We start from the raw sequence: 25,129 nt of genomic DNA, 5'->3' as shown, positions 1-25,129 counted from the left end.
TTTTTATTGCTGCATGAAACCCGACAAAAGGCTCTAAATCGGCACCCGGCATTCGACCATGGTAGCGGGCCGAAATTGTTTGAAATCACTAAACTGCGCACCTTGCCTCCCGTAGCCCGAGATAACAATCCATGTACCGTGATCGTATCCGCTTGCCTTCGCTGTTGAACAAGGTCATGAGCGCGGCAGACGCCGCCGCACTGATCGAGGACGGCATGACCGTCGGCATGAGCGGCTTCACCCGTGCCGGTGAAGCCAAGGCCGTTCCCCACGCCCTGGCCGAACGCGCCAAGACTTCGCCTCTGAAAATCACGTTGATGACCGGTGCCAGCCTGGGCAACGACCTGGACAAGCAACTGACCGAGGCCGGCGTGCTGTCCCGGCGCATGCCGTTCCAGGTCGACAGCACCTTGCGCAAGGCCATCAACGCCGGCGAGGTGATGTTCATTGACCAGCACCTGTCAGAGACCGTCGAGCAACTGCGCAACAACCAACTCAAGCTGCCCGACATTGCCGTGATCGAAGCCGTTGCGATCACGGAACAAGGCCATATCGTGCCCACCACCTCCGTGGGTAACTCGGCCAGCTTCGCAATTTTCGCCAAGCAGGTCATCGTCGAGATCAACCTGGCGCACAACCCGAACCTGGAAGGGCTGCACGACATCTATATCCCGACCTATCGGCCAACCCGCACACCGATCCCACTGGTGAACGTCGACGATCGCATTGGCAGCACCGCGATCCCGATCCCACCGGAGAAGATCGTCGCCATCGTGATCACCAACAAGGCCGATTCCGCCTCGACCGTGACACCACCGGACAACGACACCCAAGGGATCGCCAATCACCTGATCAACTTCCTCAAGCAGGAAGTGGACGCCGGACGCATGACCAACAAGCTCGGCCCGTTGCAGGCTGGCATCGGCAACATCGCCAACGCGGTGATGTGCGGCTTGATCGAATCGCCGTTCGAAGACCTGACCATGTACTCGGAAGTCCTGCAGGACTCGACGTTCGACCTGATTGACGCGGGCAAGCTGAGCTTCGCCTCCGGCAGCTCGATCACCTTGTCGGAACGGCGCAACGCCAACGTGTTCGGCAACCTGGAACACTACAAGGACAAGCTGGTACTACGCCCGCAGGAAATCTCCAACCACCCGGAAGTAGTTCGCCGGCTGGGTATCATCGCCATCAACACCGCGCTGGAGTTCGACATCTACGGCAACGTCAACTCTACCCATGTGTGCGGTACGCGAATGATGAACGGGATTGGCGGCTCGGGTGACTTCGCGCGCAACGCGCACCTGGCGATCTTCGTCACCAAGTCGATTGCCAAGGCCGGTGCGATTTCCAGCGTGGTGCCGATGGTCAGCCATGTGGACCACACCGAACATGACGTCGACATCCTGGTGACCGAGATAGGCCTGGCTGACCTGCGTGGCCTGGCGCCCCGGGAGCGTGCACGGGTCATCATCGACAACTGCGTACATCCGGCTTACCGCGATGCGCTGAACAGCTACTTCGAATCGGCCTGCGCCATCGGCGGGCACACCCCGCACATCCTGCGCGAAGCACTGAGCTGGCACATCAATCTGGAAGAAACCGGGCATATGCTCAAGGCGTGATTGGTACAGATCCGAGCTGATGCAAACACAGTTTCATCAGCTCGGCTGTCTGACTGAGCTTTTTGCAAAAAACTGTACTGCTGTACCGGTCATTTCCTACCGAAATATCCCACACCCATCATCGAAAACACCTATTTCGCACTATTTCAGTGCGGACAGGTACAGTTGCTCCATTTCCGTACAGTACAGCCGCCATAAACAGTTAACTGGCCCCTCACAATACAGGTGAACTGTATCTAGAGAGTCTTGTGTCGGAGGAGGATCATTGGCATCAGTTAAACCACTACCTAATCCCGCCACAAGCGGAAGGATGTCATCATGGAACGTACACTCAGTTCCGATCTGTTCTTCGAAGAAAAAGCTGTAAACACCCAGGCTTCCCTGCCTCTGCGCGTTCTCGCCAACCTGATGCTGTGGCAGCGCCGCATCTCCAGCCGCCATCAATTGGCTCGCCTGGATTCGCGTCTGCTGGCTGACGCCGGTATCAGCGAAGCTCAACGCTACGAAGAGCTGAGCAAGCCGTTCTGGCGCTGATTGGCGCTCGCTGGCCCTGACCTGACGGGTCCACTGCCAGCAACCTGATTTGTCAAAACAAAGCCCGCCCCGGGTAACCGGAGGCGGGCTTTGTTGTATCTGGGGCCTGGCTTTTTTGATCGCCGAACAGAAGCCTTTCATCTAAACCGGTACAGTTTAAATAAAACAACAATTAAGCAGTACAATTTAACTCCGGTGTACCTGTTTCGGCAGCGGGGACTCGCACACCATGGTGCTTCAGCAATCATGGAAGCCCCGTCATGAACCTCCGTCCTTCGTCCAGCAAACGGCTGCTTATCCTTACTGCTTCAGCATTCGCCAGGTGGGTACGACGTCACTATGAGCGGCGCCAGCTGGCACAACTCGATCCCCGGGAACTGTCGGATGCCGGCATCAGCCACGCCGACCGAATGGCAGAGCTGGCCAAACCGTTCTGGCGTGACTAGACGGTCAAGAGGCTTTCCGAACGGACAAGCGGCGGCTTAATATCCACTCACCACGTGGCGAACCTTGTAGAACGGGCGTCTGATGCTCAATAGCAACGACAGTGCCCGTTTCACATGTGGCCACTCTGCGCCGCTTTTTCCATTTATCTACAGGAGTCCCCCATGTCCCGTCTTCGCCTGCTGAGTGCTGCCGCCCTGTTGGTATTGGCTGCCAATGCCAATGCGAGCAGTTTCATTGTGACCACCGACTCCATCGTTGGCGCACTGAAAGCCACCTCCGACGCCAGCTCCGATGCCACTTCATCGCTGCGTGACAACAAAGTCGTGCGCGCCTCCCGTGACGACGCCGCCAGCTTTGTCGCCAGCGAAGGCGCCATTCGTGGGGTGAAGCTGGAAAGCGCCCTGGCCCAGATCCGCCAACAAGCGCCACAACTGAACGCCGCGACTGACGCACAACTGGCCCAGGCTATCCTGGCCATCTAAGTCGCAGCACACAGGGAGCAAGCGCCGCTCCCTGAATGCCATCGGACTGGCTCTCGCCCGGGCATTGCGCTAGCCTTGGCGCTCGCTTTCAGTTGTCGAGTCCCATGGCTTTTTCATTCCGCCTGTTGATTGTTCCTGTGTTGTTTTCGGCCTGCTGGTCGTCGACGGCTTCGGCCTTTGACCTGACCACCCAGAGTACCGTCGTGAGCGCGTACGCCACCAGCAAGGTGACCTCCGCGCCGTTTGACAGGAAGCTGATAATGGCCGCCCAGGATGACGCTGCCGCATTCATTGCCACCGACGGCCAATGGCGGGGGGCCCGACTGGAGTCAGCGCTGGATTATCTGCGTCGTACCCAGCCAAAACTTAACGCCAGCGACCTTGAACTGGCGCAAGCAATTCTCGTCCAATAATCATCTTTGTATTTCGGAGTCATTCCATGCGTAGCCCGCTGATCGCCGCCACCCTTGGCCTGCTGTTGTTGGCAGACGTTGCCCAGGCGCATACCTTGGTGGCCACCAGTAACATCATTGTTCGCGCCTCTGGCCGCACCATTGATTTCACCTCGGACACCACCACCTCCATCCGCGACTCCAAAATCGTGCGCGAAGCCCACGATGATGCCGCCAGCTTCGTCGCCACCAATGGCGAAATTCGCGGTGCACAGTTGGAAGCCGCCTTTGACACCCTGCGGACCCGCGTACCGGAAGCCCGCGACGCCAGTGACCAGACCCTCGCCGAAGCCATTCTCGCTCTGTGAGGCGCATTAACGCCTGGCTCCTGGCCGGGGTTGTGCTGCTGTGTGCCAGCACCGCCCAGGCCAGCCTGCAACTGCGGCTCAAGACCGATGGCTTGAGCCCGGCTGAACAGCAGGCCAGCCAGGCATTGCTTGATGAGGCGATGCGCTCCTTGCCGCCGCGCTTCATCGAACAGCTGGACCGGCGCATCGATGTCGGCTGGACCGACCAAATGCCCGGGAACGCCTATGGCCAGGCTTCCCTGGTGTCCGAGCTGGACCTCAACCGCAACCTTCTCGCCAGCCTGACCGACGGCAGCGCCGCCACCCAGAAGACCAACCGCCCCCACGGCACCGTGCGCCGGGAAATGCTCGCCACCGTGCTGCATGAACTGACCCACATCTATGACCGTGCGCGCCTCTGGTCCAAAGACGAACGCACACTGATCCAGCGTTGCAGCCGCCAGAACAACATCACCGGCTTGATCGGCCTGCCTGACCAATGCCGTGGCCAGAACGATCGCCGTTTCACCCTCAGTGACGACCCGCGCCTGCTGGACCTCGCCGGCTGGCCGCAATACGTCGGCCGCCGCGGCGAGCGTGAACAGCACAACCACCAGGTCGCGCGCAGCCCGGATATCTACGAAACCACCAGCCCGCTGGAGTTCGTTGCGGTCAACATGGAGTACTTTCTCCTCGACCCAAGCTACGCCTGCCGTCGCCCGTCATTGTTCCGCTATTACCAGCAACACTTCGGCTGGGCACCACCGGCACAGGACACCTGCGCAAGCACTTACGCCTTCCTCAACGCCGGTAACGATTTCGCCAAGACGCCCCTGGGCCAGGTCGATCCGGAGCGAGTGTATGAGATCGACTACCTGCTGGCCGAAGCCAACCAGAACCTGGTGAGCCGCTGGGGCCACAGCATGTTGCGCCTGGTGATCTGCGCGCCCGGGCGCCCCCGTGGCCCGGATTGCAGGCTGGACCTGGACCAGCACCTGGTGTTGTCCTACCGCGCCTTCGTCGGCGATGTGCAGCTGTCGAGCTGGGATGGCCTGGTGGGCAAGTACCCGTCACGGTTGTTCGTCCTGCCACTGTCCCAGGTGATCGACGAATACACCAAGACCGAGCTGCGCGGCCTGGCCTCGGTGCCGTTGAAACTCACGCGCCAGGAAATCAACGACACCGTTGAGCATGCCGCCGAGATGCATTGGAGCTACGACGGCAATTACTTTTTCATCTCTAACAACTGTGCGGTGGAAAGCCTGAAACTGTTGCGCAGCGGCAGCGCCAATCCGCAACTGACCGGGCTCGACAACATCACCCCCAACGGCCTGCTCGAAGTCCTGCAGGCACGCGGCCTGGCGGACACCAGCGTACTGAAGGACAAACGCGAGGCGTTACGCCTGGGCTACCACTTCGACTCGTTCCGCGAACGCTACCAGGCGATGTTCGATGTACTGCGCAAACACCTGCCGATCAAGCAGACCCAGGTTGAAGATTGGTTATCCCTGAGCGCGGCCGAGCGCCGGCAATGGTTCGGCCAGGCCGACCTGCGCACCAGCGCCGCGCTGCTGTTGCTGGAACAGGCGAGCTTTCGCAAGCAATTGATGCTGGCCCAGGATGAGGTCAAGCAGCGCTACCTCGGCGCTCGTGAGCTGAAAAATGGCGGCATGGAGAAAGCCAACGCCACGCTGCAACAGATCCTCGCCAACAGCGGCTTCCTCAGCCGTCCAGCGGAACTGCTGGGCAGCGGTGGCTACGGCTTGCCGCAACCGTCGGAATCCAAACGCCTCGAATCAGAAAGCGCCGAGCGCCAGAAGCAATTGCAATCCCTCACCGGCGAGCTGGATAAAGAGGTGAGGGCGCTGCTGGAGCCCTCCCGTGCCGCTGAGATTGCTGCGTGTGAAGCCAACCTCAAGCAAGTGGGCGAGCATTTGCGGGCACTGCACAAGGCGGCCGGCGGGCTCGAACTGCCCTGAAATGCCCGAGATAAACGTATTCCAAATGTGGGAGCCAACCCTCTCCCACATTTGACCTGTGTATCCCTGAAGACCGTGCGTCTTCCCACCACCCTCCGTTTGCCTAGCGAAAGCTGGTTGAAAGCTTACGCGTCTAGGATCGCCCCCCACTGCCGGCAACAGACCGGCTGTTAACAACAACAATGGTGATTCCCGATGTCCGCCCGTACCCACCTGTTCGTCCCCCCTCCACCCGTACGCCTCGTGCCTTTCGTTCTGCGCTGAACCACCCGGTTTGCCATTCCCTAGTCGCGCTACGCCTGGAGTATTCCTATGCTGACTTTCCTTGGCTTTGCCATGGTCATCACGTTCATGTTCCTGATCATGACCAAGCGCCTGTCCGCGCTCATCGCCTTGATCATCGTGCCCATCCTGTTCGCGCTGTTCGGGGGGTTCGCACCGAAGATCGGCCCGATGATGCTCGAAGGCATCACCAAGCTCGCGCCGACCGGCGTCATGCTGATGTTCGCCATTCTCTACTTTGCCCTGATGATCGACTCCGGCCTGTTCGACCCGGCCGTGCGCAAGATCCTCAAGATGGTCAAGGGCGACCCGCTGAAAGTCTCGGTCGGCACCGCCGTGCTGGCCCTGGTGGTGTCCCTCGACGGTGACGGCGCTACCACCTACATGATCTGCGTGGCCGCCATGCTGCCGCTGTACCAGCGCATCGGCATGAGCCCGCGGATCATGGCCGGGCTGATCATCCTCGCCGGCGGCGTGATGAACATGACCCCCTGGGGTGGCCCGACCGCCCGTGCAGCCAGTGCGCTGCATGTGGACCCGTCGGACATCTTCGTACCGATGATCCCAGCCATGGCCGCTGGCGTGGTGGCGATCCTGGTGATTGCCTACATGTACGGCAAGCGTGAACGTGCGCGGTTGGGTGAACTGCACCTGCAAGGCGACGAGATCGACCACAGTGAGATCAGCGTGTCGCAATTCCCGGACGCCCGCCGTCCCAAGCTGATCTGGTTCAACGGCGCCCTGACCCTGGCCCTGATGGGCACCCTGATTGCCGGCCTGTTGCCGCTTCCGGTGCTGTTCATGGTGGCGTTCAGTATCGCGATGATCGTCAACTACCCGTGCCTGCAACAGCAGAAAGACCGTGTCGCCGCCCACGCCGGCAGCGTATTGGCCGTGGTGGGGTTGATCTTCGCCGCGGGTATCTTCACCGGCATCCTGTCGGGCACCGGCATGGTCGACGCCATGTCCAAGAGCCTGCTGGCGGTCATCCCTGAAGCCCTGGGCCCGTACCTGGCGGTAATCACCGCGTTGGTGAGCATGCCGTTCACCTTCTTCATGTCCAACGATGCGTTCTACTACGGCGTACTGCCGGTCCTGGCCGAAGCGGCAAGCCACTACGGCATTACCGCGGTGGAAATGGCCCGCGCCTCCATCGTTGGCCAACCCGTGCACTTGCTCAGCCCGCTGGTACCCTCGACCTATCTGTTGGTGGCCCTGGCCGGCATTGAATTCGGCGATCACCAACGCTTCACCCTCAAGTGGGCAGTGCTGGTATGCCTGTGCATAATGTTCGCCGCATTGCTGATGGGGATTTTTCCGCTGTTCAGCACTCTATAATCGTACCGACCCACTCACCGCGCGGCGCTGCAGCTTGCGCGGTTTAACATTTGCTCAAAGGAATACACATGGAATGGCTGACCAATCCGGAAATCTGGATTGCCTTCTTCACCCTGACGGCCCTCGAGATCGTCCTGGGCATCGATAACATCATCATGATTTCGATCCTGGTCAGCCGCATGCCCAAGCATATGCAGGCGCGCACCCGGATTTTCGGCCTGGCCCTGGCCATGGTCACCCGCATCCTGCTGCTGCTGTCGATCACCTGGGTCATGCGCCTGACCGACGATCTGTTCGTGGTCTTCGGCCAAGGCATCTCCGGTCGCGACCTGATCCTGTTCTTCGGTGGCCTGTTCCTGCTGTGGAAAAGCTCCCAGGAGATGTACCACGCCTTGGAAGGTGAAGACGAAACCCACGACGAGCCAAAGGGCGCCGGTGGCAAGTTCATCTACACCATCATCCAGATCGCGATCATCGACATCGTGTTCTCGCTGGACTCGGTGATCACCGCGGTCGGCATGGTCTCCCATGTGCCGGTCATGGTCGCAGCGATCATCGTTGCGGTACTGGTGATGATGCTGGCAGCCGGCACCATCAGCGATTTCATCGACAAGCACCCATCGCTGAAGATGCTGGCGCTGTCGTTCCTGCTGGTGGTCGGTACCGTGCTGATCGCCGAAGCCTTCGACGTGCATGTGCCAAAAGGCTACGTCTACTTCGCCATGGCGTTCTCGCTGGCGGTGGAAGCGGTGAATATCAAGATGCGCACAGCCATCGCGAAAAAGAAGAAACAGCAGGACCCTGTGAAACTGCGCAAGGACATTCCGGGTCAATAACATTGATCCGCTGCCGAAATGGGGCGTTCGCGCCCCATTTTTTCATCTGCAAAAAGCTGAATTCATGACAGTTTTGTTTCAATCCCCACTTTAGCTATGCGATGCTGGCGCAGAGCCCATTCGCCAACTACAGCTTAAGTACAAGACGTAGAACGGCACGCGGCAATTCTCCTTAGCTCCTGTTGGAGCACACCCACACGGGGGGCCGAGCATGCTGACCTTGCTCAATCTGCTTTCCGCCGTGACCCTCTTGATCTGGGGCACGCACATTGTCCGTACCGGCATCCTGCGGGTCTACGGTTCCAACTTGCGCCAAGTCATCGGACAGAACATGTCCAAGCGCTGGCTGGCATTTGTCGCCGGTATTCTGGTGACGGCCATGGTGCAAAGCAGCAACGCCACGGCGATGCTGGTGACTTCGTTCGTCGGCCAAGGGCTGATGGGGCTGATGCCCGCCCTGGCGACCATGCTCGGTGCTGACGTCGGTACCGCACTGATGGCGCGGGTGCTGACGTTTGACCTGTCCTGGCTGTCGCCGCTGCTGATTTTTCTTGGGGTGATTTTCTTCCTGTCGCGCAAACAGACGCGGGCAGGGCAGTTGGGCCGGGTCGGAATCGGCCTCGGGCTGATCATCCTCGCACTGCAACTGATCGTCGAAGCCGCCGGGCCCATTACCCATGCGCAAGGCGTGAAGGTGCTGTTCGCCTCGCTGACCGGCGACATCCTGCTCGACGCCTTGGTCGGTGCCTTGTTCGCGATGATCTCCTATTCCAGCCTCGCCGCTGTACTACTGACCGCTACCCTGGCCGGCGCCGGGGTCATCGGCTTGCACGTGGCGATCGGCCTGGTGATTGGCGCCAACATTGGCAGTGGCGTGCTGGCCTTCCTCAGCACCAGCATGCAGAACGCCGCCGGCCGCCAAGTGGCTCTGGGCAGCCTGCTCTACAAACTGATTGGCCTGCTGCTGATCATCCCGGTGCTCGACCCGCTCGTACGCTGGATGGACGGCCTGGACTACAGCGCCCAAGGCATGGTCATCACCTTCCACCTGCTCTACAACGTCAGCCGCTGCCTGATCCTGTTGCCGACCATCGGCCCGATGGCCCGGCTATGTGCCTGGCTGCTGCCCGAACGTGAAGAGGCCAACGGCAAGGCCAAGCCACGCCACCTCGACCTCGCGGCGCTGAGCACGCCGAGCCTGGCACTGGCCAACGCCGCGCGGGAAACCTTGCGCCTGGGCGACCTGATCGACAACATGCTGACCGCCATGCGTGAAGTATTGCGCGGAAAACAGACGGCCATCACCCAGGAAATGCGCAGCCTCAGCGACGACGTCGAGTCGCTCTACAGCGCGATCAAGCTCTACCTGGCGCAAATGCCCCGCGAAGACCTCAGCGAACAGGACAGCCGCCGCTGGGCAGAAATCATCGAACTGTCGATCAACCTGAAACTGGCTGGCGACCTGATCGAACGCATGCTGCGCAAAGTCCAACAGCAAAAAACCTCCCAGCGCCGCCAATTCTCTGAAGTGGGCCTGGAAGAACTCACCGGCCTGCACAGCCAACTGATCGCCAACCTGCGCCTGGGCCTGTCGGTGTTCCTCAGTGCCGACCCGGAAAGCGCCCGTCAACTGCTGCGCGAAAAGCGCCGCTTCCGCGCTCAGGAACGCCGCCTGGCACACGCCCACGTCAGCCGCTTGCAGCGCAAGATCGTACAGAGCCTGGAGACCAGTTCCCTGCATCTGGAACTGATTGCCGACATGAAGCGCTTGAACTCATTGTTTTGCAGCAGTGCCTATGTCGTCTTGGAAACCTCCGACACCGGCGCACTTTCCACCGAAGATATTGCCGACATCACACATTCGCCCTGAACGTACGGTGGCCCGTGAAGTCAGTTAAAACTGACCTCACTCGCCAGGAAGCTTGTTATGCGTCGCCTGTTATTCGCTTGCCTGCTCATGGGCTCTGCACACGCCTTTGCCTTTGATCGCCTGCAGGTCGAGGGCTACACCTTGCCCAACGGCCTGCAGTTGCTGCTCAAACCGGGCACCGAACGTGGGCACGTGGCCATTCGCCTGGTGGTGGGCGTGGGCCTGGATGACTTCAGCTGCGAGGACAAGGAACTGCCGCACCTGCTCGAACACCTGCTGTTCAGTGGCATCGACGGAGGCGGCGAAGGTGATCTGGAAGACCGCATGCAAGCCCTGGGCGGCGAGTGGAACGCCTACACCAGCAACGCCGACACCACCTTCGTGATCGAAGCCCCCGCGCAAAATCAGCGCAAGGTGCTGGACCTGCTGCTCGCCATCATCACCCGCACCACGCTGACCGACGCCAATATCAAAGCCGCCAAGCAAGTGGTCGAGCGCGAGGACGGCGGCCACTACTCGCACCTGCAACGCCTGCTGGACCGCCAGGACCTGGGCCACACCGCCAGCAACCAATTGGCCGTCGAACTGGGGCTCAAATGTGCCGAACGCGCCGAGGTTGGCCAACTGACTCGCAACCAGCTGGAGCAACTGCGCAAAAATTGGTACGCCCCCAACAACATGACCCTGATCATCGTCGGCGACCTCGACAAGCTGCTGCCGGCCTACCTGGAACGCACCTATGGCGCGCTTGACCCGGTCGAGCCGACCGAGCACCTGGCCCTGCCGGAAATCCAACACGCCGCCGCCAGCCACCGCGACCTGATCCACGGCTGGGTCGGTGACAGCGCCAAACTGCACTGGCTGTTCCCCGAGCCGGTACTGGACGACCAGCATGATGAAACCTACGACCTGCTCAAGGATTACCTGGATTGGGCGCTGTACCGCCAACTGCGCCTCAAGCATGGGCTGTCCTACGGCCCCTGGAGCGAACGCGAAGTGCTCGGTGGTGTCGGTTTCCTGAGCCTGAACGCCGACCTCGAGCGCGATAGCCTCCCTGCAGCCGAACAGGTGCTGCAAGACCTCAAGGCGCAATTGCTCAAGGACGGGCTCGACCCCACGGTATTCACCCGCCTCAAACAAGCCGCCATCGCTCGCCAGGCCTGGGCCGTGCAGGGCAACAGCGCCCTGGCCGACTATTACTGGAGCGCTTCGGGCGACTACAACAACGGGCGCTTCAGCGACCCGGTCAAACGCATCAAGGCCGTCAGCCTGGAGCAGACCAACCAGGCCATGCGCGAAGCGTTCAAGCAGCCAGGCTACTGGCGTATCGAGAAACCGCTGCTGAGCTACGACGGGCTGAGTTGGATCGGCGCCGGGGTGCTGGGGCTGATCGCCACTGTGTTGATCGGCATACGCCGCTATCGCAAACGGATCCTGTAATGAGGCACCCAACCCAGGGCTAAGACGTTATTCTGTCTGGGATTTTTTCCTACGAAGACTGTGACTGCCGAATGCCGAACCTGACTCACTACATCCAGCGCATCCTCGAACTGATGAAGCGCTACCCAGGGGTGATCGCACTCGGCGGTTTCATATCGGGGGTCAGCAGCTTCATCCTGGTGGACCGCCAGCAGGGCATGGCCAGCTGGATCGCAGTGATCATGCTGGTGAGTTGGCTGTGGCTGATGCTGGAAAACAGCTTTACCCAACTGTTCACCAAAGTCTTCAAGCGCGAAATCCCCGAACCGCTGCTGCGCTATGCCACCCAGATGATCCACCAGGAAAGTCTGTTTTTTGTACTGCCGTTCTTTTTCGTCACCACCACCTGGAACAGCGGCCAGTCGATGTTCACCGGGCTGCTTGGCGCGGCGGCGCTGGTGTCGATCACCGACCCGCTGTACTACAAGTGGCTGGCGCCCAAGCGCTCGCTGTTCCTTGCGCTGCATACCCTGACCCTGTTCGCCGCACTGCTGACCGCGCTGCCGATCATCCTGCACCTGACGACGGCCGAGAGCTACAAGCTCGCCCTCGGCGTGGCCATGGTGCTGTCGATACCAAGCCTGGCAGTGAGCTTGCCACTGCGCAGCCTCAAAGGCTGGGCGATGCTGCTGGGTGTCACGGCGGCCATTGGCTGCGCCGGCTGGTTCCTGCGCAGCTGGGTACCACCGGCAACCCTGTGGATGACCGAAGTGGCCATCAGCACCCAATTGCAAGACCGCACGCCGGGCGATGACCTCACCGAAGTCAGCGCCGCCCAACTGCGCAGCGGCGGCCTGTATGCCTATACCGCGATCAACGCACCACGCGGGCTGGATGAGCGGATCTACCACGTATGGAAATTCAACGGCAAAGAAGTCGACCGTATTGCCCTGGATATCCATGGTGGGCGCAAGGAAGGTTACCGCGCCTGGACGCACAAGCAGAACTTCCCGCCCGACGCGGTGGGCCGCTGGCAAGTGCGTGTGTTGACCGAAGACGGGCAGGTGATCGGTGTGTTGCGTTTCAAAGTGACTGACACAGCACAAACGGACAACCCAAAGTAGGCTATATCGTGCTATTACGTAGGCATTGTGGATAGCAGACAAGCTCGGAGCTTATGACCAGTAGCACCACGGCCGGCACAGCCCACCTCGATACGTCCACCGCACCTCCGTTGCTCAGGATTACGGGGGACTGGACGCTTGCCCACTATGCCAACCTGAAGAAGCTGTCAGACAAACTCGACGGCCAATACGACGCTGGCGCGCGCATCGACCTCAATGGCCTGGGCGCCCTGGACACGGCCGGTGCTTCGCTGCTGGTGGAGCTGCTGGGGCCGGCCCGCATTGAGCAATCGACCGAACAGACCGATTGCAGCCTGTCCACCGCCGACCGCGCGCTGCTCAAGACCGTCTACCGCTCACTCAATGATTTCTGCGTGCCGGAGAAAGCCCCGGAGGAGGCCACCGGCATCCAGGTGCTGGCGCGTATCGGCCGCGCGGTGGATGCGGTCTGGCAGGACAGCAAGCAACTGTTGGGCTTTATCGGCCTGATCCTTGAGACTTTCGCCCGTAGCATCTTGCGCCCCAAGCGCTGGCGCGTGACCCCCATGGTCGCCCACATCGAACAGACCGGCCTGGACGCCGCGCCCATCGTTGCCTTGCTGACGTTTCTGGTGGGCGCCGTGGTTGCCTTCCTCGGTGCCACAGTGCTCAAAAGCTTCGGCGCGACCGTTTTTACCGTGGACCTGGTGGCGTTTTCCTTCCTGCGGGAATTCGGCGTGCTGCTCACCGCAATCCTGATCGCCGGTCGCACCGCCAGTTCGTTTACCGCGCAGATCGGCTCGATGAAAGCCAACGAAGAAATCGACGCCATCCGCACCCTGGGCCTGGACCCAATGGAACTGCTGGTATTGCCACGCGTGCTGGCGCTGCTGGTAGCGCTGCCGATGCTGACGTTCCTGGCGATGCTCTCGGGGATTGTCGGCGGTGGGGTGGTGTGTGCCGTGACCCTGGATATTTCGCCGGCGATGTTCCTCTCGCTGCTGCAATCGGACATTGGCGTACAGCATTTCCTGGTGGGCATGGTGAAAGCGCCGATCTTCGCCTTCCTGATTGCCGCCATCGGTTGCCTGGAAGGCTTCAAGGTCAGCGGCAGCGCGGAGTCAGTCGGCGCCCACACCACGTCCAGCGTGGTGCAATCGATCTTTGTGGTGATTCTGCTGGATGCGGTCGCCGCGCTGTTCTTCATGGAGATGAACTGGTGAGTCGCCTACCCCGAGCCCCCAGCGAGGCGGTGATCGAGGTCCGTGGACTGTGCAATCGCTTTGGCCGCCAGAGCGTGCACGAGAACCTCGACCTGGATTTGTACAAGGGCGAAATTCTCGCAGTGGTCGGCGGCTCCGGCAGCGGCAAGTCCGTGTTGTTACGCAGCATCGTCGGCCTGCGTCGGCCCAGCGAAGGCGAGGTGCGGGTATTCGGCAAAAACCTGCCGAGCCTGCCGGAGCATGAACGCTCCCTGGTGGAACGGCGCTTTGGCGTACTGTTCCAGAAGGGCGCGCTGTTTTCCTCGCTGACGGTCACCGAGAACGTCGCGCTGCCGCTGATCGAACACGCCGGCCTGAGCCGCGCCGATGCCGAACACCTGGCGGCGGTCAAACTGGCCCTGGCCGGCTTGCCACTGTCGGCAGCCGACAAATACCCGGCGTCGCTGTCCGGCGGCATGATCAAGCGCGCCGCCCTGGCCAGGGCCCTGGCGTTGGACCCGGACATCCTGTTTCTCGACGAACCCACCGCCGGCCTCGACCCGATTGGCGCGGCGCAATTCGACCAACTGATCCTGACCCTGCGCGACGCCCTGGGCCTGAGCGTGTTCCTGGTCACCCATGACCTCGACACGCTGTACACCATCACCGACCGCGTGGCTGTGCTGGCGCAGAAGAAAGTGCTGGTGGCCGACGCCATCGATGTCGTCTCGGAAACGAACGACGCCTGGATTCACGAATATTTCCACGGCCCCCGGGGCCGCGCGGCATTGGATGCCGCTCAACCGCTCAACGAGGTATGACATGGAAACCCGAGCCCATCATGTGATGATCGGTCTGTTCAGCGTGATCGTGGTGGTCGGCGCGATGCTGTTTGGCCTGTGGCTGGCCAAGTCCAGCGTCGACACCGCTTTCGAGGATTACGAAGTGATCTTCAACGAGGCGGTCAGCGGCCTGTCCCAGGGCAGCTCGGTGCAGTACAGCGGGATCAAGGTGGGTGATGTAATCAGCCTGCGCCTGGACCCGAACGACCCGCGCCGCGTGCTCGCGCGCATCCGCCTCTCTGGCCAGACGCCGATCAAGGAAGACACCCAGGCCAAGTTGGCCCTGACCGGCATCACCGGTACTTCAATCATCCAGCTCAGCGGTGGCACGCCACAAAGCCCGAAACTCAAGGGCAAGGACGGCAACCTGCCAGAAATCATCGCGTCGCCGTCGCCCATCGCGCGGCTGTTGAATAACAGCAACGACTTGATGACCAGCATCAACCTGCTGCTGCACAACGCCAACGACATGTTCTCGGCGCAGAACGTCGAGCGCATCAGCAATACCCTGGATCATCTGGAACAAACTACCGGTGCGATTGCCGACCAGCGTGGCGATATCAAGGTGGTCATGCAGCAACTGATGCAGGTCAGCAAACAAGCCGGTGCCGCCCTGGAGCAGACCACCGCGCTGATGCGCAATGCCAACGGCCTGCTCAACGATCAAGGCAAGCAGGTATTCGGCAGCGCCGAGCAAGCCATGAAATCCCTTGAGCAGAGCACCGCGACCATCAATACCTTGCTGACTGACAACAAGGAGTCGGTGAACAGCGGCATGCAAGGTCTTAACGAACTGGCGCCGGCCGTGCGCGAACTGCGCGAAACCCTCGGCTCGCTGCGCGCCATCTCCCGTCGCCTGGAAGCCAACCCCAGTGGCTACCTGCTGGGCAGCGACAAGAACAAGGAGTTCACGCCATGAAGCGTGCTTACCAAATAATGGCCCCTGTGGCCCTGGCGCTGCTCGGCGCGTGCTCGATCCTGCCCAAGGCGGATCCGTCGGACACCTACCGACTGCCCTCGGCCCAGGCCGCCCACCAGGGAGCGCCGGTCAGTTGGTCGCTGCGCCTGACCAAGCCGCAGACCAGTGAGTTCCTCGACAGCCCGCGCATCGCCGTGGTGCCCAATGGCGATTTGATCAGCAGCTATGCGAACTCACGCTGGAGCGATCCGGCGCCCGTGCTGTTGCGTAATCGCCTGTTGGACGGGTTCCAGCGCGATGGGCGAGTGACCCTGTTGAGCACCGACGACACCAATCTGCAGGCCGACTATGAGTTGGGCGGACAGTTGCAGGCGTTCCAGAGTGAATACCGGGGCAGTGCGGTGGACGTGTTGATCCGCCTCGACGCACGCCTGGTGCGTGGGAGTGATCAGCGGATTATTGCCAGCCGGCGGTTTGAAGTGCGCCAGGCAGTGACAGACACCCAAGTGCCGGCGGTGGTGGCGGCTTTTGGCCAAGCCGGGGATCAGTTGAACAGGCAGGTGGTGGAATGGGTTGTTCAGCAGGGTAACGGTACTGTGAAACGCTGAGGGCCTCATCGGGGGCAAGCCCCCTCCCACATTTTGAATGTGTTCACAGATCAACATGTGGGAGGGGCTTGCTCCCGATAGCATCCAGCCTTAACCGAAGAACCAGTAGCACACCGCAATCGCCGCCACTACGCCAGCAAACTCAGCCAGCAACGCACACCCTACGGCATGCCGCGCCCGCTGGATGCCCACCGAACCGAAGTACACCGCCAACACATAAAAGGTGGTTTCCGTACTGCCCTGAATCGTCGCCGCCACCAACGCCGGGAAACTGTCCACCCCCTGCGTCTGCATGGTCTCAATCAACATCGCCCGGGCCGCGCTGCCGGAGAATGGCTTGACCATCGCGGTCGGCAGGGCATCGACAAAGCGCGTGTCCATACCGGTCCAGGCCACCACGTGGCGAATGCCTTCAAGGCCGAAGTCCAGTGCACCGGAGGCGCGCAACACGCCCACCGCGCAAAGCATGGCCACCAGATACGGCAGCAGGTTCTTGGCAACATCGAAGCCCTCCTTGGCCCCTTCGACAAACGCCTCGTACACCTTCACCTTGCGCAACGCACCGATCACCACGAACAGCATGATCAGGCCGAACAGCGTCAGGTTGCCGAGGATAGAGGACAGGCCGGCCAATGCGGTGGCTGACAAGGTCGCCAGCAACGCCATGAAACCACCCAGCACCAGCGCACCAGGAATCAGGTACGCCAACACCACCGGGTCCCACAGCCGCAGGCGCTGCATGATCGCGACCGACAACAAGCCCACCAGCGTCGACGCACTGGTGGCCAGCAGAATCGGCAGGAATACCAGCGTGGGGTCGGCAGCGCCTTGCTGGGCGCGGTACATGAAGATGGTCACCGGTAACAACGTCAACGATGATGCGTTCAGCACCAGAAACAGGATCTGCGCGTTACTCGCGGTGTTGGGGATAGGGTTGAGTTCCTGCAACGCCTTCATGGCTTTCAGGCCAATGGGCGTCGCGGCGTTGTCCAGGCCCAGGCCGTTGGCGGCGAAGTTGAGCGTGATCAAACCGATGGCAGGGTGGCCGGCGGGCACTTCCGGCATCAGGCGGCGAAACAGCGGGCCAAGGGCCTTGGCCAGCCAGTCGACAATCCCGGCTTTTTCGGCAATCCGCAGGAAGCCCAGCCACAACGTCAGGGTGCCGAACAGCAGCACCATCACTTCCACCGACAACTTGGCCATGGCGAAAATACTTTCCACCATCGCCGCAAAAATACCGGCGTTACCGCCGATCAGCCATTGCGCCAGTGCCGACACCATTGCCACGACAAAGAAGCCAAGCCACAGGCCATTGAGCATCAGTTGAATCCCCCGAAAGATGGGGCGAATGATAGCGGGGCTGGCAGAAACGACAAACCCCGGATTTCCCGGGGTTTGTTTCGTTCACGCGGGTTTCAGCCGCGGCTGGCCTCACCGACCGGCAGCGCTTGCTTGCTGCGCCAGTGCGGCAGGGAGTTCCAGTAGCGCTCGCCCTTGGCGTCGTCGTACATGCCTTCCCAACGGGAGATCACCAATACCGCCAACGCGTTGCCGATGACGTTGAGTGCGGTACGCGCCATGTCCATGATGCGGTCGACACCGGCAATGAACGCCAGGCCTTCCAGCGGAATGCCCACACTGCCCAGGGTGGCCAGCAGCACCACGAAGGACACGCCCGGTACACCGGCGATGCCTTTGGAGGTGACCATCAGGGTCAGTACCAGCATCAACTGCTGGCCGATCGACAGGTCGATGCCGTACAGCTGGGCAATAAAGATCGCCGCGATGCTCTGGTACAGGGTCGATCCGTCAAGGTTGAACGAGTAACCGGTCGGTACCACGAAGCTGCAGATAGCCTTTGGCGCGCCGTAGGCCTCCATCTTCTCGATCACCCGTGGCAGCACGGTTTCGGAGCTGGCGGTGGAATAGGCCAGCACCAGTTCATCCTTGAAGATGCGCATCAGCTTGATCACCGAGAAGCCAAACAGGCGAGCGATCAGGCCCAGGATCACAAAGGCGAAGAACAGGATGGCGACGTAAACCAGGATCACCAACTTGGCCAGCGGCAGCAACGATGCGAAGCCGAAGTTGGCGACGGTCACCGCGATCAGCGCAAAGACGCCGATAGGGGCGTACTTCATGATCATGTGGGTGACTTTGAACATGCTCTCGGACACGCCCTGGAACATTGTCACCAGCGGCTCGCGCAGTTCCGGCTTGAGGCTCGACAGGCCCAGGCCGAACAGCACGGAGAAGAAGATGATCGGCAGCATTTCGCCACGGGCCACGGCGGCGAAGATGTTCGAAGGGATCAGGTTGAGGATGGTCTGGATGAACGCATGCTCATGCTGCACTTCGGCGGCAGTGGCGGTGTACTTGGAGATATCGACGGTACCCAGGGTACTCATGTCGATGCCGGCACCGGGGTGGAACAGGTTGGCCAGGAGCAAGCCGACCACAATGGCGATGGTGGTGACGATCTCGAAGTAAAGAATGGTTTTGACGCCGATGCGACCGAGTTTTTTCGCGTCACCCACCCCGGCAATGCCGACGATCAGCGAGGAAATCACAATCGGGATCACGATCATCTTGATCAGGCGGATAAAGATATCGCCTGCCGGCTGCAACACATTGCTGATCCACCAGGCCTTTTCAGCACTGAAATGGTTGAGCACTGCACCGATTGCGATCCCCAGTACCAAACCGATGAGGATCTGCCAGGCGAGGCTTAGCTTTGCCTTCTTCATGTCATTACCCTTACTTCAAGTGGACTTAAGGCACATGCGCCATCTGGAACGCTCGGAAGCGAAAAAGTGAGTGCATCTGCCTCCATGGAAGGTCACCGCAGCGTGGCCGAAATGGCTTACTGGCAGGCGAAAAAAGGCGCAACTATTCCCATGCAAGGGGGCGACGTCTAATGCCGTAAACGCCTACCCCATGCCGAATCGGCATGACTTTTTTGAATAATAACTGTCCGAACGGTCAGTTCAAATGCGACAGATTGCCAGGTGAATATGCCGTGAACTGGCCGATTCAGGCTCGCACAGAGATTCAGGGCGAGTTGTGGTCTACGGCAAAAATGCGTGGGAATTCAGAGGGGTCATGTCAGAAATGGCCTATAGCGCAGACAAAACTTTCTCGATGGATGGTCTCCACCGACACACCAAGTAATGGTTGAGGGAGCGCAAAAAGAAGTTTCTCGGCTATGGACGGTATGGGAGGCGAGGGGGGCTTAATAAGCCCGTCGCAAGTTCAGCAAGCTTGAGGACTTGTGAACTTGCGCCGCAGCTTTTCACCTGACCCGGCCCTTGCGCAGGTACTCCCTGTACCCGTAGGTCACGCCGATCTCGATTGATCAGAACAACCCGGCCCCCTGGTCATGCATCACCCCTGGCGGGCGATGCAAACAGAAAGAAGCGAGGGGCTTCTTTCTATGGACGCCAGCCCCGTAGACGCCAGACGCGTCAGACGGAACCTAGTACCAATTCGGATCTTTCTTCAGCTGTTCCATCAGCAGCTTTTTCATGCCCTCATCCGGCTTACCGATAAAACGGTAATCCGCGTGCCGGGTCGGGGATTTATCTGCCGGCAAACCGGCGGGCACTTCCACCAACATGGCGTAGGCATCTTCCTTGTCGAAGCTGAAGGCAACGATCAAGCGCTTATTCCGGCACGTGTCCGCGGTTTCACAGAGCGGCCCGACCAAGTACTTGTCGCCATCCTCCTCGACAGCATTCATTTGCTCCGCCGCACCGGACAGGTTCATCACCCATTCCGGCAGGCGTTCTTCTTTCTTCACCACGCTTTGCCAGGTTTCACGGTATTGCGGGTCCGCGCTGAGCAATTCGCTGGCCCGGGTCTGACCGTCGTTGGCGGCCATTGCCAGGCCGCTGCCGCCCAGGAGCAGGACGGCAGCTATGGCTTTGAGAGACAAAGTGGTCATATTCAGCCTCGGCCGCGACGACCAAAGAAGAACGAAGCGATGAACATCACCAGGAAAACGACAAACAGGATCTTGGCGATACCCGTTGCGGTGCCCGCGATACCACCGAAGCCCAGGACTGCAGCCACAATGGCGATGATCAGAAATGTGATTGCCCAACTCAACATGGTGATTCTCCTTACGCTTCTATAGGGGTAACAGCGGTAGTGCCGTACAGCCGCTCGACTCGAGCGGCCTTTTGTTGCCTAGAACACCCAGCGCTCCTGGGATGGCAGTTCACTCAGGGATGAATCCTGGTCAACCATCCGCAGCTGCGGGGCTGTTGCATCGGCAGAAACGCTGCCAACGGAACGGAAATGGGTCTGCGTCATCACTGGACGTTCAAAATGCGGGGTTTGCTGCTGACCGTGCTGCCAATGCTGCAGTTGCTGGCCGCCAATCAACGTGACCATCAGGGCCAGGCTGGCAAACAGACCTTGTTGCAAGCGCAGTGGCGATACATGCAAGTGGCTGAGGCTTTGGCGAGTCATGCTGCATTTCTCCCGCATTCTGATTATTCGTTCATGACGCTCTTGGGAGAGGTATTGCAGAGCGCATGCCAGCTTTTTTACAAAATAAAACTCAATAAAAACAATGAGTTAAATATTTTATCTAGGGATAAGGCCCAGCATCCTGCACGATGCCTCCGTGTGGGCCGTGCGAAATGCACGATAGCCAACGGTCGGATCGATGGATCGAAAACAGAAACTGCGTTGCCGAAGTGGCAAGACGGCATGAAAACGCCATCAGGTAGGCCTTGTAGGAAGACATGCAGATACCTGCACGACCTTGCCTTTTATCGATCAGAATAAACCATGCAACTTGCCCGATTATTACGGGACTAAACACCATCATTCATAGTTTAAGGAGCGCGGGACAGATGGAATCAGCCAAGGAACTTCAAGGCCGTATTCTTTTAGTGGATGACGAATCCGCGATCCTCCGCACCTTCCGTTATTGCCTGGAAGATGAAGGCTACACCGTGGCCACCGCCAACAGCGCCGCCCAAGCCGATACCCTGATGCAGCGCCAGGTGTTCGACCTGTGCTTCCTGGACCTGCGCCTGGGCGAAGACAACGGCCTGGATGTATTGGCCCAAATGCGAATTCAAGCCCCCTGGATGCGCGTGGTGATTGTGACCGCGCATTCGGCGGTCGATACGGCCGTGGATGCCATCCAGGCCGGTGCTGCCGACTACCTGGTCAAGCCCTGCAGCCCGGACCAGTTGCGCCTGGCCACCGCCAAGCAGTTGGAAGTGCGCCAGCTCTCCGCGCGCCTGGAAGCCCTTGAGGGCGCAGTCCGCCAATCGAAGGACGGCCTCGACTCCCATAGCCCGGCGATGATGGTGGTGCTGGAAACCGCACGCCAGGTGGCCGGGACTGATGCCAATATCCTGATCCTCGGCGAGTCCGGCACGGGTAAAGGCGAGCTCGCTCGTGCTATTCACGGCTGGAGCAAACGTTCGAAGAAGTCCTGCGTCACCATCAACTGCCCCTCTCTGACGGCGGAACTGATGGAGAGCGAATTGTTCGGGCACAGCCGCGGAGCCTTCACCGGCGCCAGCGAGAGTACCCTGGGGCGTGTCAACCAGGCGGACGGCGGCACGTTGTTTCTTGACGAAATCGGCGACTTTCCCCTGACTTTACAGCCCAAATTACTGCGATTCATCCAGGACAAGGAATACGAGCGCGTGGGTGACCCGGTGACCCGGCGCGCCGATGTGCGCATCCTCGCGGCTACCAACCTGAACCTGGAAGACATGGTGCGCGACGGTCGCTTCCGCGAAGACTTGCTGTACCGCCTCAATGTCATCACCCTGCACCTGCCGCCGCTGCGCGAACGCAGTGAAGACATCCTGACCCTGGCCGACCGCTTCCTGGCGCGCTTCGTCAAGGAGTATGCCCGTCCGGCACGCGGCTTCAGCGACGAGGCCCGCGAGGCCCTGCTGAACTATCGCTGGCCGGGCAATATCCGCGAACTGCGCAACGTGGTGGAACGCGCCAGCATTATCTGCCCTCAGGAAAAAGTCGAAATCAGCCATCTCGGCATGGCCGAGCAACCGACCAACAATGCGCCGCGGATTGGCGCGGCGTTGAGCTTGGATGAACTGGAAAAAGCTCACATCGGCGCGGTACTGGCCACCAGCGATACCCTGGACCAGGCGGCCCGAACCCTAGGCATCGACGCATCGACCCTGTACCGCAAACGCAAACAGTACAACCTGTGAGCGGTACCTTATGAAGCTAGCGATGACACTGCGCACTCGATTGTTCTTGAGTATCTCCGCGCTGATTACCGTCGCCTTGCTGGGGTTGATCCTGGGCCTGGTCAGTGTGATGCAAATGGCCAAGAGCCAGGAGTCGCTGATCCGCAGCAACTTCATCACCCTGGACCTGGGCCTGAAGTTGCGCCAGACCCTGGGGGACCAGTTGATCCTGATGCTCAGTGAGCATCCGGACCTGGCGGCCCTGCAAACCTCCAAGCAGCACTATTTCGAGCTGCTGGACCAAGGCATCGCCCATGAGGAACAAGATGGCCTCGCCAGCGGGTTCAGCCAGGCGCGAATTGACTATCAGAACTTCCTGAAGGCTTTCGAGGATTCCCAACAAATCTCGCTTGCCAACAATAAAAACGAAAAGCTCACCGAAACCTTCAATGCGTTGCGCAATGGCCTGCTCGCCGAGCACAAGCGCGCCTTGGAGAATATCAACACCAGCGAGCACAAATCCCGTGGCCGTGCGTTGTTGATCGCAGGCCTGCTGGGGCTGGTCGGCCTGGCGGTGTTGATCATCGGTTTCGTCACCGCCCATGGCATCGCACGGCGCTTTGGCGGGCCGATCGAAGCGTTGGCCAAGGCGGCGGACAAGATCGGGCAGGGCGATTTCGAAGTAACGCTGCCCATCTCGTCGGCCGCGGAGATGAACCAACTGACCCGCCGCTTCGGCATCATGGCCGAGGCATTGCGCCAACATCAGGCAACCAATGTCGACGAGCTATTGGCCGGCCAGCAGCGCTTGCAAGCAGTGCTCGACAGCATCGATGACGGGCTGTTGATGATTGACCGCCAGGGCCGTCTGGAACACCTCAACCCCGTCGCACAGCGCCAGTTGGGTTGGGACGAGGAGCGTCTTGGCCAAGGCTTGAGCGAAGCGCTGGGGCGCCCTGAAATGGATGAACAGCTTCAGTTGGTGCTGCGCGGCGGCAACCTGGAGCGGGCGCCCGAGGACCTGGAAGTGGAGGTCGAAGGTGAATTGCGCCTGCTGACCTACAGCCTGACGCCGGTCAGCCATACCCAAGGCCACATCCTCGGCGCCGTGATGGTGCTGCATGACGTGACCGAGCAGCGCGCCTTTGAACGGGTACGCAGCGAATTCGTGCTACGCGCCTCTCATGAACTGCGTACGCCAGTGACCGGTATGCACATGGCATTTGGTCTGTTTCGCGAGCGCGCGAAGTTTCCTGAAGACTCGCGGGAAGCGGACCTGCTGGATACGGTCAATGAAGAAATGCAGCGCCTGATGCAGTTGATCAATGACCTGCTCAACTTCTCGCGCTATCAGAACGGTCTGCAAAAACTCACCCTGGGCCCGTGCGATGTCACTGACTTGCTGGAGCATGCGCGTGCCCGCTTCGCTGAACCGGCGAATGCGCAACATATCGAATTGCTGGTTGAAGCCCAAGCCGACTTGCCGAGGTTGTATGCCGACCAGGCTCAGCTGGAGCGCGTGCTCGATAACCTGTTGGGCAACGCCCTTCGCCATACCGCCGAAGGCGGGCAGATTCGCTTGCAGGCCCGGCGACATGGCGAACGGGTGATTATCAGCGTCGAGGACAATGGCGAAGGTATCGCCTATGGCCAGCAAGGCCGTATCTTCGAACCCTTCGTCCAGGTGGGCCGCAAGAAAGGCGGCGCCGGCCTCGGCTTGGCGCTGTGCAAGGAAATTGTGCAGCTGCACGGCGGTCGCATGGGCGTGTACTCGCGGCCGGGGCAGGGCACGCAGTTCTACATGGCACTGCCCTTGTAGGCGCCTGGCTCGCCGTGGCGCGAGTGCTGTCGAAGGGTCGCGCCGTCCCGCTGTGTGTAGCCGTCACGGGCTTGCGGGGGCGCCACAAGCACGCTTGTTCGCAGATTCAACGGCGATTCAGGGCACGCAGGATCGCGGCGCTTTCCGCATCCGGTGTGCCATCGAACAACGACGGCCGGAAGTGCATCTGGAATGCCGCGATCACGTGGCGCGTGGCGACATCCAGCTCGCCGGTTTGCGGCGTCTGGTAGCCCAGGCGGGCCAACTCTTCCTGGAACCAGGTGATGCTCGGCAGATCGGTGGTGTACTGCAACTGGAAGCGGGCGACGGCCTGCGCATCGGGCCAGATCCCCAAGCCCTCGTCAGCCAGACGCTTCCACGGGAACAACGGACCCGGATCCAGCTTGCGCAGCGGCGCGATGTCGCTATGCCCAATGATATTCCTGGGGTCGATGCCATTGCGTTTGCTGATGTCCTTGAGCAACACCACCAGGGATTTCACCTGGGCTTCGGAATACGGGTACCACACGCGCCCCGTCGGCGTGTCGCGGTACCCTGGGTTGACGATTTCGATGCCGATGGAGCTGGAGTTCAGCCAGGTTCGGCCCATCCACTCGCTTTCCCCTGCATGCCAGGCGCGCTGGCTTTCGTCCACCAGCTTATAGATGGTGGCAGAGGCGTCGTCGCCGATCAGATAATGGCTGCTGACCTGGCCATGCGTGAGCAAGGCCAGGGAACGCTCAAGGTTGGTGGAGGTGTAATGCACGACAACGAATTGCACACGGTTGTCGTGGTTCACGGAAGGGTGGCTGGTATCCAGACGCGGGCCACTGGCGCAGCCGGCGAGCAGGAGAAACACAAAGGCGAAGCACAGGGATTTCATGGCGGAAGACAGTA

Annotated in this window: 24 protein-coding genes; 18 read left to right on the top strand and 6 right to left on the bottom strand. The window is 60.5% G+C overall.

Features of this window, described 5'->3' with window-relative positions:
• Positions 1-131: 131 nt before the first annotated feature.
• The 16 genes from AB7933_RS01985 to AB7933_RS01910 all read left to right on the top strand — a co-directional run bounded on the left by AB7933_RS01985 (position 132) and on the right by AB7933_RS01910 (position 16,225).
• Positions 132-1,625: an acetyl-CoA hydrolase/transferase family protein gene (locus AB7933_RS01985; RefSeq protein WP_024072655.1), complete on the top strand. Its 1,494-nt coding sequence runs from the start codon at positions 132-134 to the stop codon at positions 1,623-1,625.
• 318 nt (positions 1,626-1,943) lie between these two features.
• Positions 1,944-2,159, top strand: a complete 216-nt coding sequence (locus AB7933_RS01980) for a DUF1127 domain-containing protein (RefSeq protein WP_003214752.1) — start codon at positions 1,944-1,946, stop codon at positions 2,157-2,159.
• Between the two features lie 260 nt (positions 2,160-2,419).
• A complete protein-coding gene (locus AB7933_RS01975) occupies positions 2,420-2,605 on the top strand; it encodes a DUF1127 domain-containing protein (RefSeq protein WP_024072654.1) in 186 nt (61 codons plus the stop codon).
• 162 nt (positions 2,606-2,767) lie between these two features.
• Complete coding sequence (locus AB7933_RS01970; RefSeq protein ID WP_024072653.1) at positions 2,768-3,088, top strand: DUF2388 domain-containing protein; 321 nt, start codon at positions 2,768-2,770, stop codon at positions 3,086-3,088.
• Positions 3,089-3,192: 104 nt separating this feature from the next.
• Positions 3,193-3,501, top strand: coding sequence for a DUF2388 domain-containing protein (locus AB7933_RS01965; protein ID WP_024072652.1), 309 nt, complete (start codon positions 3,193-3,195; stop codon positions 3,499-3,501).
• 26 nt (positions 3,502-3,527) lie between these two features.
• Positions 3,528-3,848: a DUF2388 domain-containing protein gene (locus AB7933_RS01960; RefSeq protein WP_024072651.1), complete on the top strand. Its 321-nt coding sequence runs from the start codon at positions 3,528-3,530 to the stop codon at positions 3,846-3,848.
• The gene (locus AB7933_RS01955; RefSeq protein ID WP_024072650.1) at positions 3,845-5,806 is read left to right on the top strand and encodes a DUF4105 domain-containing protein; all 1,962 of its coding nucleotides are present in this window, start codon (positions 3,845-3,847) and stop codon (positions 5,804-5,806) included. The genes AB7933_RS01960 and AB7933_RS01955 overlap by 4 nt, the downstream gene beginning before the upstream one ends.
• 312 nt (positions 5,807-6,118) lie before the next feature.
• Positions 6,119-7,426 carry a CitMHS family transporter gene (locus AB7933_RS01950; protein WP_024072649.1) on the top strand — a complete coding sequence of 436 codons (1,308 nt, stop codon included), beginning with the start codon at positions 6,119-6,121 and terminating at the stop codon, positions 7,424-7,426.
• Positions 7,427-7,494: 68 nt separating this feature from the next.
• A complete protein-coding gene (locus tag AB7933_RS01945) occupies positions 7,495-8,262 on the top strand; it encodes a TerC family protein (RefSeq protein WP_003214768.1) in 768 nt (255 codons plus the stop codon).
• 211 nt (positions 8,263-8,473) lie between these two features.
• Positions 8,474-10,132, top strand: a complete 1,659-nt coding sequence (locus tag AB7933_RS01940) for a Na/Pi cotransporter family protein (RefSeq protein ID WP_024072648.1) — start codon at positions 8,474-8,476, stop codon at positions 10,130-10,132.
• 57 nt (positions 10,133-10,189) lie between these two features.
• Entirely contained in the window at positions 10,190-11,572 is a 1,383-nt protein-coding gene (locus AB7933_RS01935) for a M16 family metallopeptidase (RefSeq protein WP_024072647.1), read from the top strand.
• Positions 11,573-11,643: 71 nt separating this feature from the next.
• The gene (locus tag AB7933_RS01930; RefSeq protein ID WP_024072646.1) at positions 11,644-12,675 is read left to right on the top strand and encodes a DUF5924 family protein; all 1,032 of its coding nucleotides are present in this window, start codon (positions 11,644-11,646) and stop codon (positions 12,673-12,675) included.
• Between the two features lie 53 nt (positions 12,676-12,728).
• The gene (locus tag AB7933_RS01925) at positions 12,729-13,877 is read left to right on the top strand and encodes an ABC transporter permease (protein ID WP_024072645.1); all 1,149 of its coding nucleotides are present in this window, start codon (positions 12,729-12,731) and stop codon (positions 13,875-13,877) included.
• Entirely contained in the window at positions 13,874-14,677 is an 804-nt protein-coding gene (locus AB7933_RS01920) for an ABC transporter ATP-binding protein (protein ID WP_024072644.1), read from the top strand. Before AB7933_RS01925 ends, AB7933_RS01920 begins: the two co-directional genes overlap by 4 nt.
• A gap of 1 nt (position 14,678) precedes the next feature.
• Positions 14,679-15,617, top strand: coding sequence for an MlaD family protein (locus AB7933_RS01915; protein WP_024072643.1), 939 nt, complete (start codon positions 14,679-14,681; stop codon positions 15,615-15,617).
• Entirely contained in the window at positions 15,614-16,225 is a 612-nt protein-coding gene (locus AB7933_RS01910; protein WP_024072642.1) for an ABC-type transport auxiliary lipoprotein family protein, read from the top strand. Before AB7933_RS01915 ends, AB7933_RS01910 begins: the two co-directional genes overlap by 4 nt.
• Positions 16,226-16,315: 90 nt before the next feature.
• Here AB7933_RS01910 and AB7933_RS01905 read toward each other — a convergent pair whose 3' ends face one another.
• From AB7933_RS01905 to AB7933_RS01885, 5 genes are all read right to left on the bottom strand, one after another.
• Positions 16,316-17,545 carry a nucleoside recognition domain-containing protein gene (locus AB7933_RS01905; protein ID WP_024072641.1) on the bottom strand — a complete coding sequence of 410 codons (1,230 nt, stop codon included), beginning with the start codon at positions 17,543-17,545 and terminating at the stop codon, positions 16,316-16,318.
• A 95-nt stretch (positions 17,546-17,640) separates the two neighbouring features.
• The gene (gene gltP, locus AB7933_RS01900) at positions 17,641-18,972 is read right to left on the bottom strand and encodes a glutamate/aspartate:proton symporter GltP (protein ID WP_024072640.1); all 1,332 of its coding nucleotides are present in this window, start codon (positions 18,970-18,972) and stop codon (positions 17,641-17,643) included.
• 728 nt (positions 18,973-19,700) lie between these two features.
• The gene (locus AB7933_RS01895) at positions 19,701-20,168 is read right to left on the bottom strand and encodes an inhibitor of vertebrate lysozyme family protein (RefSeq protein ID WP_024072639.1); all 468 of its coding nucleotides are present in this window, start codon (positions 20,166-20,168) and stop codon (positions 19,701-19,703) included.
• A gap of 2 nt (positions 20,169-20,170) precedes the next feature.
• A complete protein-coding gene (locus tag AB7933_RS01890; protein WP_003170804.1) occupies positions 20,171-20,335 on the bottom strand; it encodes a DUF1328 domain-containing protein in 165 nt (54 codons plus the stop codon).
• 78 nt (positions 20,336-20,413) lie between these two features.
• Positions 20,414-20,698: a hypothetical protein gene (locus AB7933_RS01885; RefSeq protein ID WP_024072638.1), complete on the bottom strand. Its 285-nt coding sequence runs from the start codon at positions 20,696-20,698 to the stop codon at positions 20,414-20,416.
• A gap of 389 nt (positions 20,699-21,087) precedes the next feature.
• On the opposite strand from AB7933_RS01885, the gene algB reads away from it, so the two are divergent.
• Together algB and AB7933_RS01875 are read left to right on the top strand one after the other, a co-directional pair.
• The gene (gene algB / locus AB7933_RS01880) at positions 21,088-22,434 is read left to right on the top strand and encodes a sigma-54-dependent response regulator transcription factor AlgB (RefSeq protein WP_024072637.1); all 1,347 of its coding nucleotides are present in this window, start codon (positions 21,088-21,090) and stop codon (positions 22,432-22,434) included.
• 10 nt (positions 22,435-22,444) lie between these two features.
• Positions 22,445-24,232, top strand: a complete 1,788-nt coding sequence (locus tag AB7933_RS01875) for an ATP-binding protein (RefSeq protein ID WP_024072636.1) — start codon at positions 22,445-22,447, stop codon at positions 24,230-24,232.
• A 106-nt stretch (positions 24,233-24,338) separates the two neighbouring features.
• Here the strand turns inward: AB7933_RS01875 and AB7933_RS01870 are convergent, their stop codons facing one another.
• Entirely contained in the window at positions 24,339-25,115 is a 777-nt protein-coding gene (locus tag AB7933_RS01870) for an N-acetylmuramoyl-L-alanine amidase (RefSeq protein ID WP_024072635.1), read from the bottom strand.
• Positions 25,116-25,129 lie beyond the last annotated feature (14 nt).

The sequence above is a fragment of the Pseudomonas gorinensis genome, from assembly GCF_042015035.1.
In the GTDB taxonomy this organism is placed as follows: Bacteria; Pseudomonadota; Gammaproteobacteria; order Pseudomonadales; family Pseudomonadaceae; genus Aquipseudomonas; species Aquipseudomonas gorinensis.
Note: the sequence above shows the minus strand (reverse complement) of the source record. Positions and strands in the feature narration are given on the sequence as shown.

Coding starts and splice junctions, on each gene's coding strand:
- AB7933_RS01985 (WP_024072655.1), top strand. CDS start 132: ATGTACCGTGATCGTATCCGCTTGCCTTCGCTGTTGAACAAGGTCATG.
- AB7933_RS01980 (WP_003214752.1), top strand. CDS start 1,944: ATGGAACGTACACTCAGTTCCGATCTGTTCTTCGAAGAAAAAGCTGTA.
- AB7933_RS01975 (WP_024072654.1), top strand. CDS start 2,420: ATGAACCTCCGTCCTTCGTCCAGCAAACGGCTGCTTATCCTTACTGCT.
- AB7933_RS01970 (WP_024072653.1), top strand. CDS start 2,768: ATGTCCCGTCTTCGCCTGCTGAGTGCTGCCGCCCTGTTGGTATTGGCT.
- AB7933_RS01965 (WP_024072652.1), top strand. CDS start 3,193: ATGGCTTTTTCATTCCGCCTGTTGATTGTTCCTGTGTTGTTTTCGGCC.
- AB7933_RS01960 (WP_024072651.1), top strand. CDS start 3,528: ATGCGTAGCCCGCTGATCGCCGCCACCCTTGGCCTGCTGTTGTTGGCA.
- AB7933_RS01950 (WP_024072649.1), top strand. CDS start 6,119: ATGCTGACTTTCCTTGGCTTTGCCATGGTCATCACGTTCATGTTCCTG.
- AB7933_RS01945 (WP_003214768.1), top strand. CDS start 7,495: ATGGAATGGCTGACCAATCCGGAAATCTGGATTGCCTTCTTCACCCTG.
- AB7933_RS01940 (WP_024072648.1), top strand. CDS start 8,474: ATGCTGACCTTGCTCAATCTGCTTTCCGCCGTGACCCTCTTGATCTGG.
- AB7933_RS01935 (WP_024072647.1), top strand. CDS start 10,190: ATGCGTCGCCTGTTATTCGCTTGCCTGCTCATGGGCTCTGCACACGCC.
- AB7933_RS01930 (WP_024072646.1), top strand. CDS start 11,644: ATGCCGAACCTGACTCACTACATCCAGCGCATCCTCGAACTGATGAAG.
- AB7933_RS01925 (WP_024072645.1), top strand. CDS start 12,729: ATGACCAGTAGCACCACGGCCGGCACAGCCCACCTCGATACGTCCACC.
- AB7933_RS01915 (WP_024072643.1), top strand. CDS start 14,679: ATGGAAACCCGAGCCCATCATGTGATGATCGGTCTGTTCAGCGTGATC.
- AB7933_RS01910 (WP_024072642.1), top strand. CDS start 15,614: ATGAAGCGTGCTTACCAAATAATGGCCCCTGTGGCCCTGGCGCTGCTC.
- AB7933_RS01905 (WP_024072641.1), bottom strand. CDS start 17,545: ATGCTCAATGGCCTGTGGCTTGGCTTCTTTGTCGTGGCAATGGTGTCG.
- gltP (WP_024072640.1), bottom strand. CDS start 18,972: ATGAAGAAGGCAAAGCTAAGCCTCGCCTGGCAGATCCTCATCGGTTTG.
- AB7933_RS01895 (WP_024072639.1), bottom strand. CDS start 20,168: ATGACCACTTTGTCTCTCAAAGCCATAGCTGCCGTCCTGCTCCTGGGC.
- AB7933_RS01890 (WP_003170804.1), bottom strand. CDS start 20,335: ATGTTGAGTTGGGCAATCACATTTCTGATCATCGCCATTGTGGCTGCA.
- AB7933_RS01885 (WP_024072638.1), bottom strand. CDS start 20,698: ATGACTCGCCAAAGCCTCAGCCACTTGCATGTATCGCCACTGCGCTTG.
- algB (WP_024072637.1), top strand. CDS start 21,088: ATGGAATCAGCCAAGGAACTTCAAGGCCGTATTCTTTTAGTGGATGAC.
- AB7933_RS01875 (WP_024072636.1), top strand. CDS start 22,445: ATGAAGCTAGCGATGACACTGCGCACTCGATTGTTCTTGAGTATCTCC.
- AB7933_RS01870 (WP_024072635.1), bottom strand. CDS start 25,115: ATGAAATCCCTGTGCTTCGCCTTTGTGTTTCTCCTGCTCGCCGGCTGC.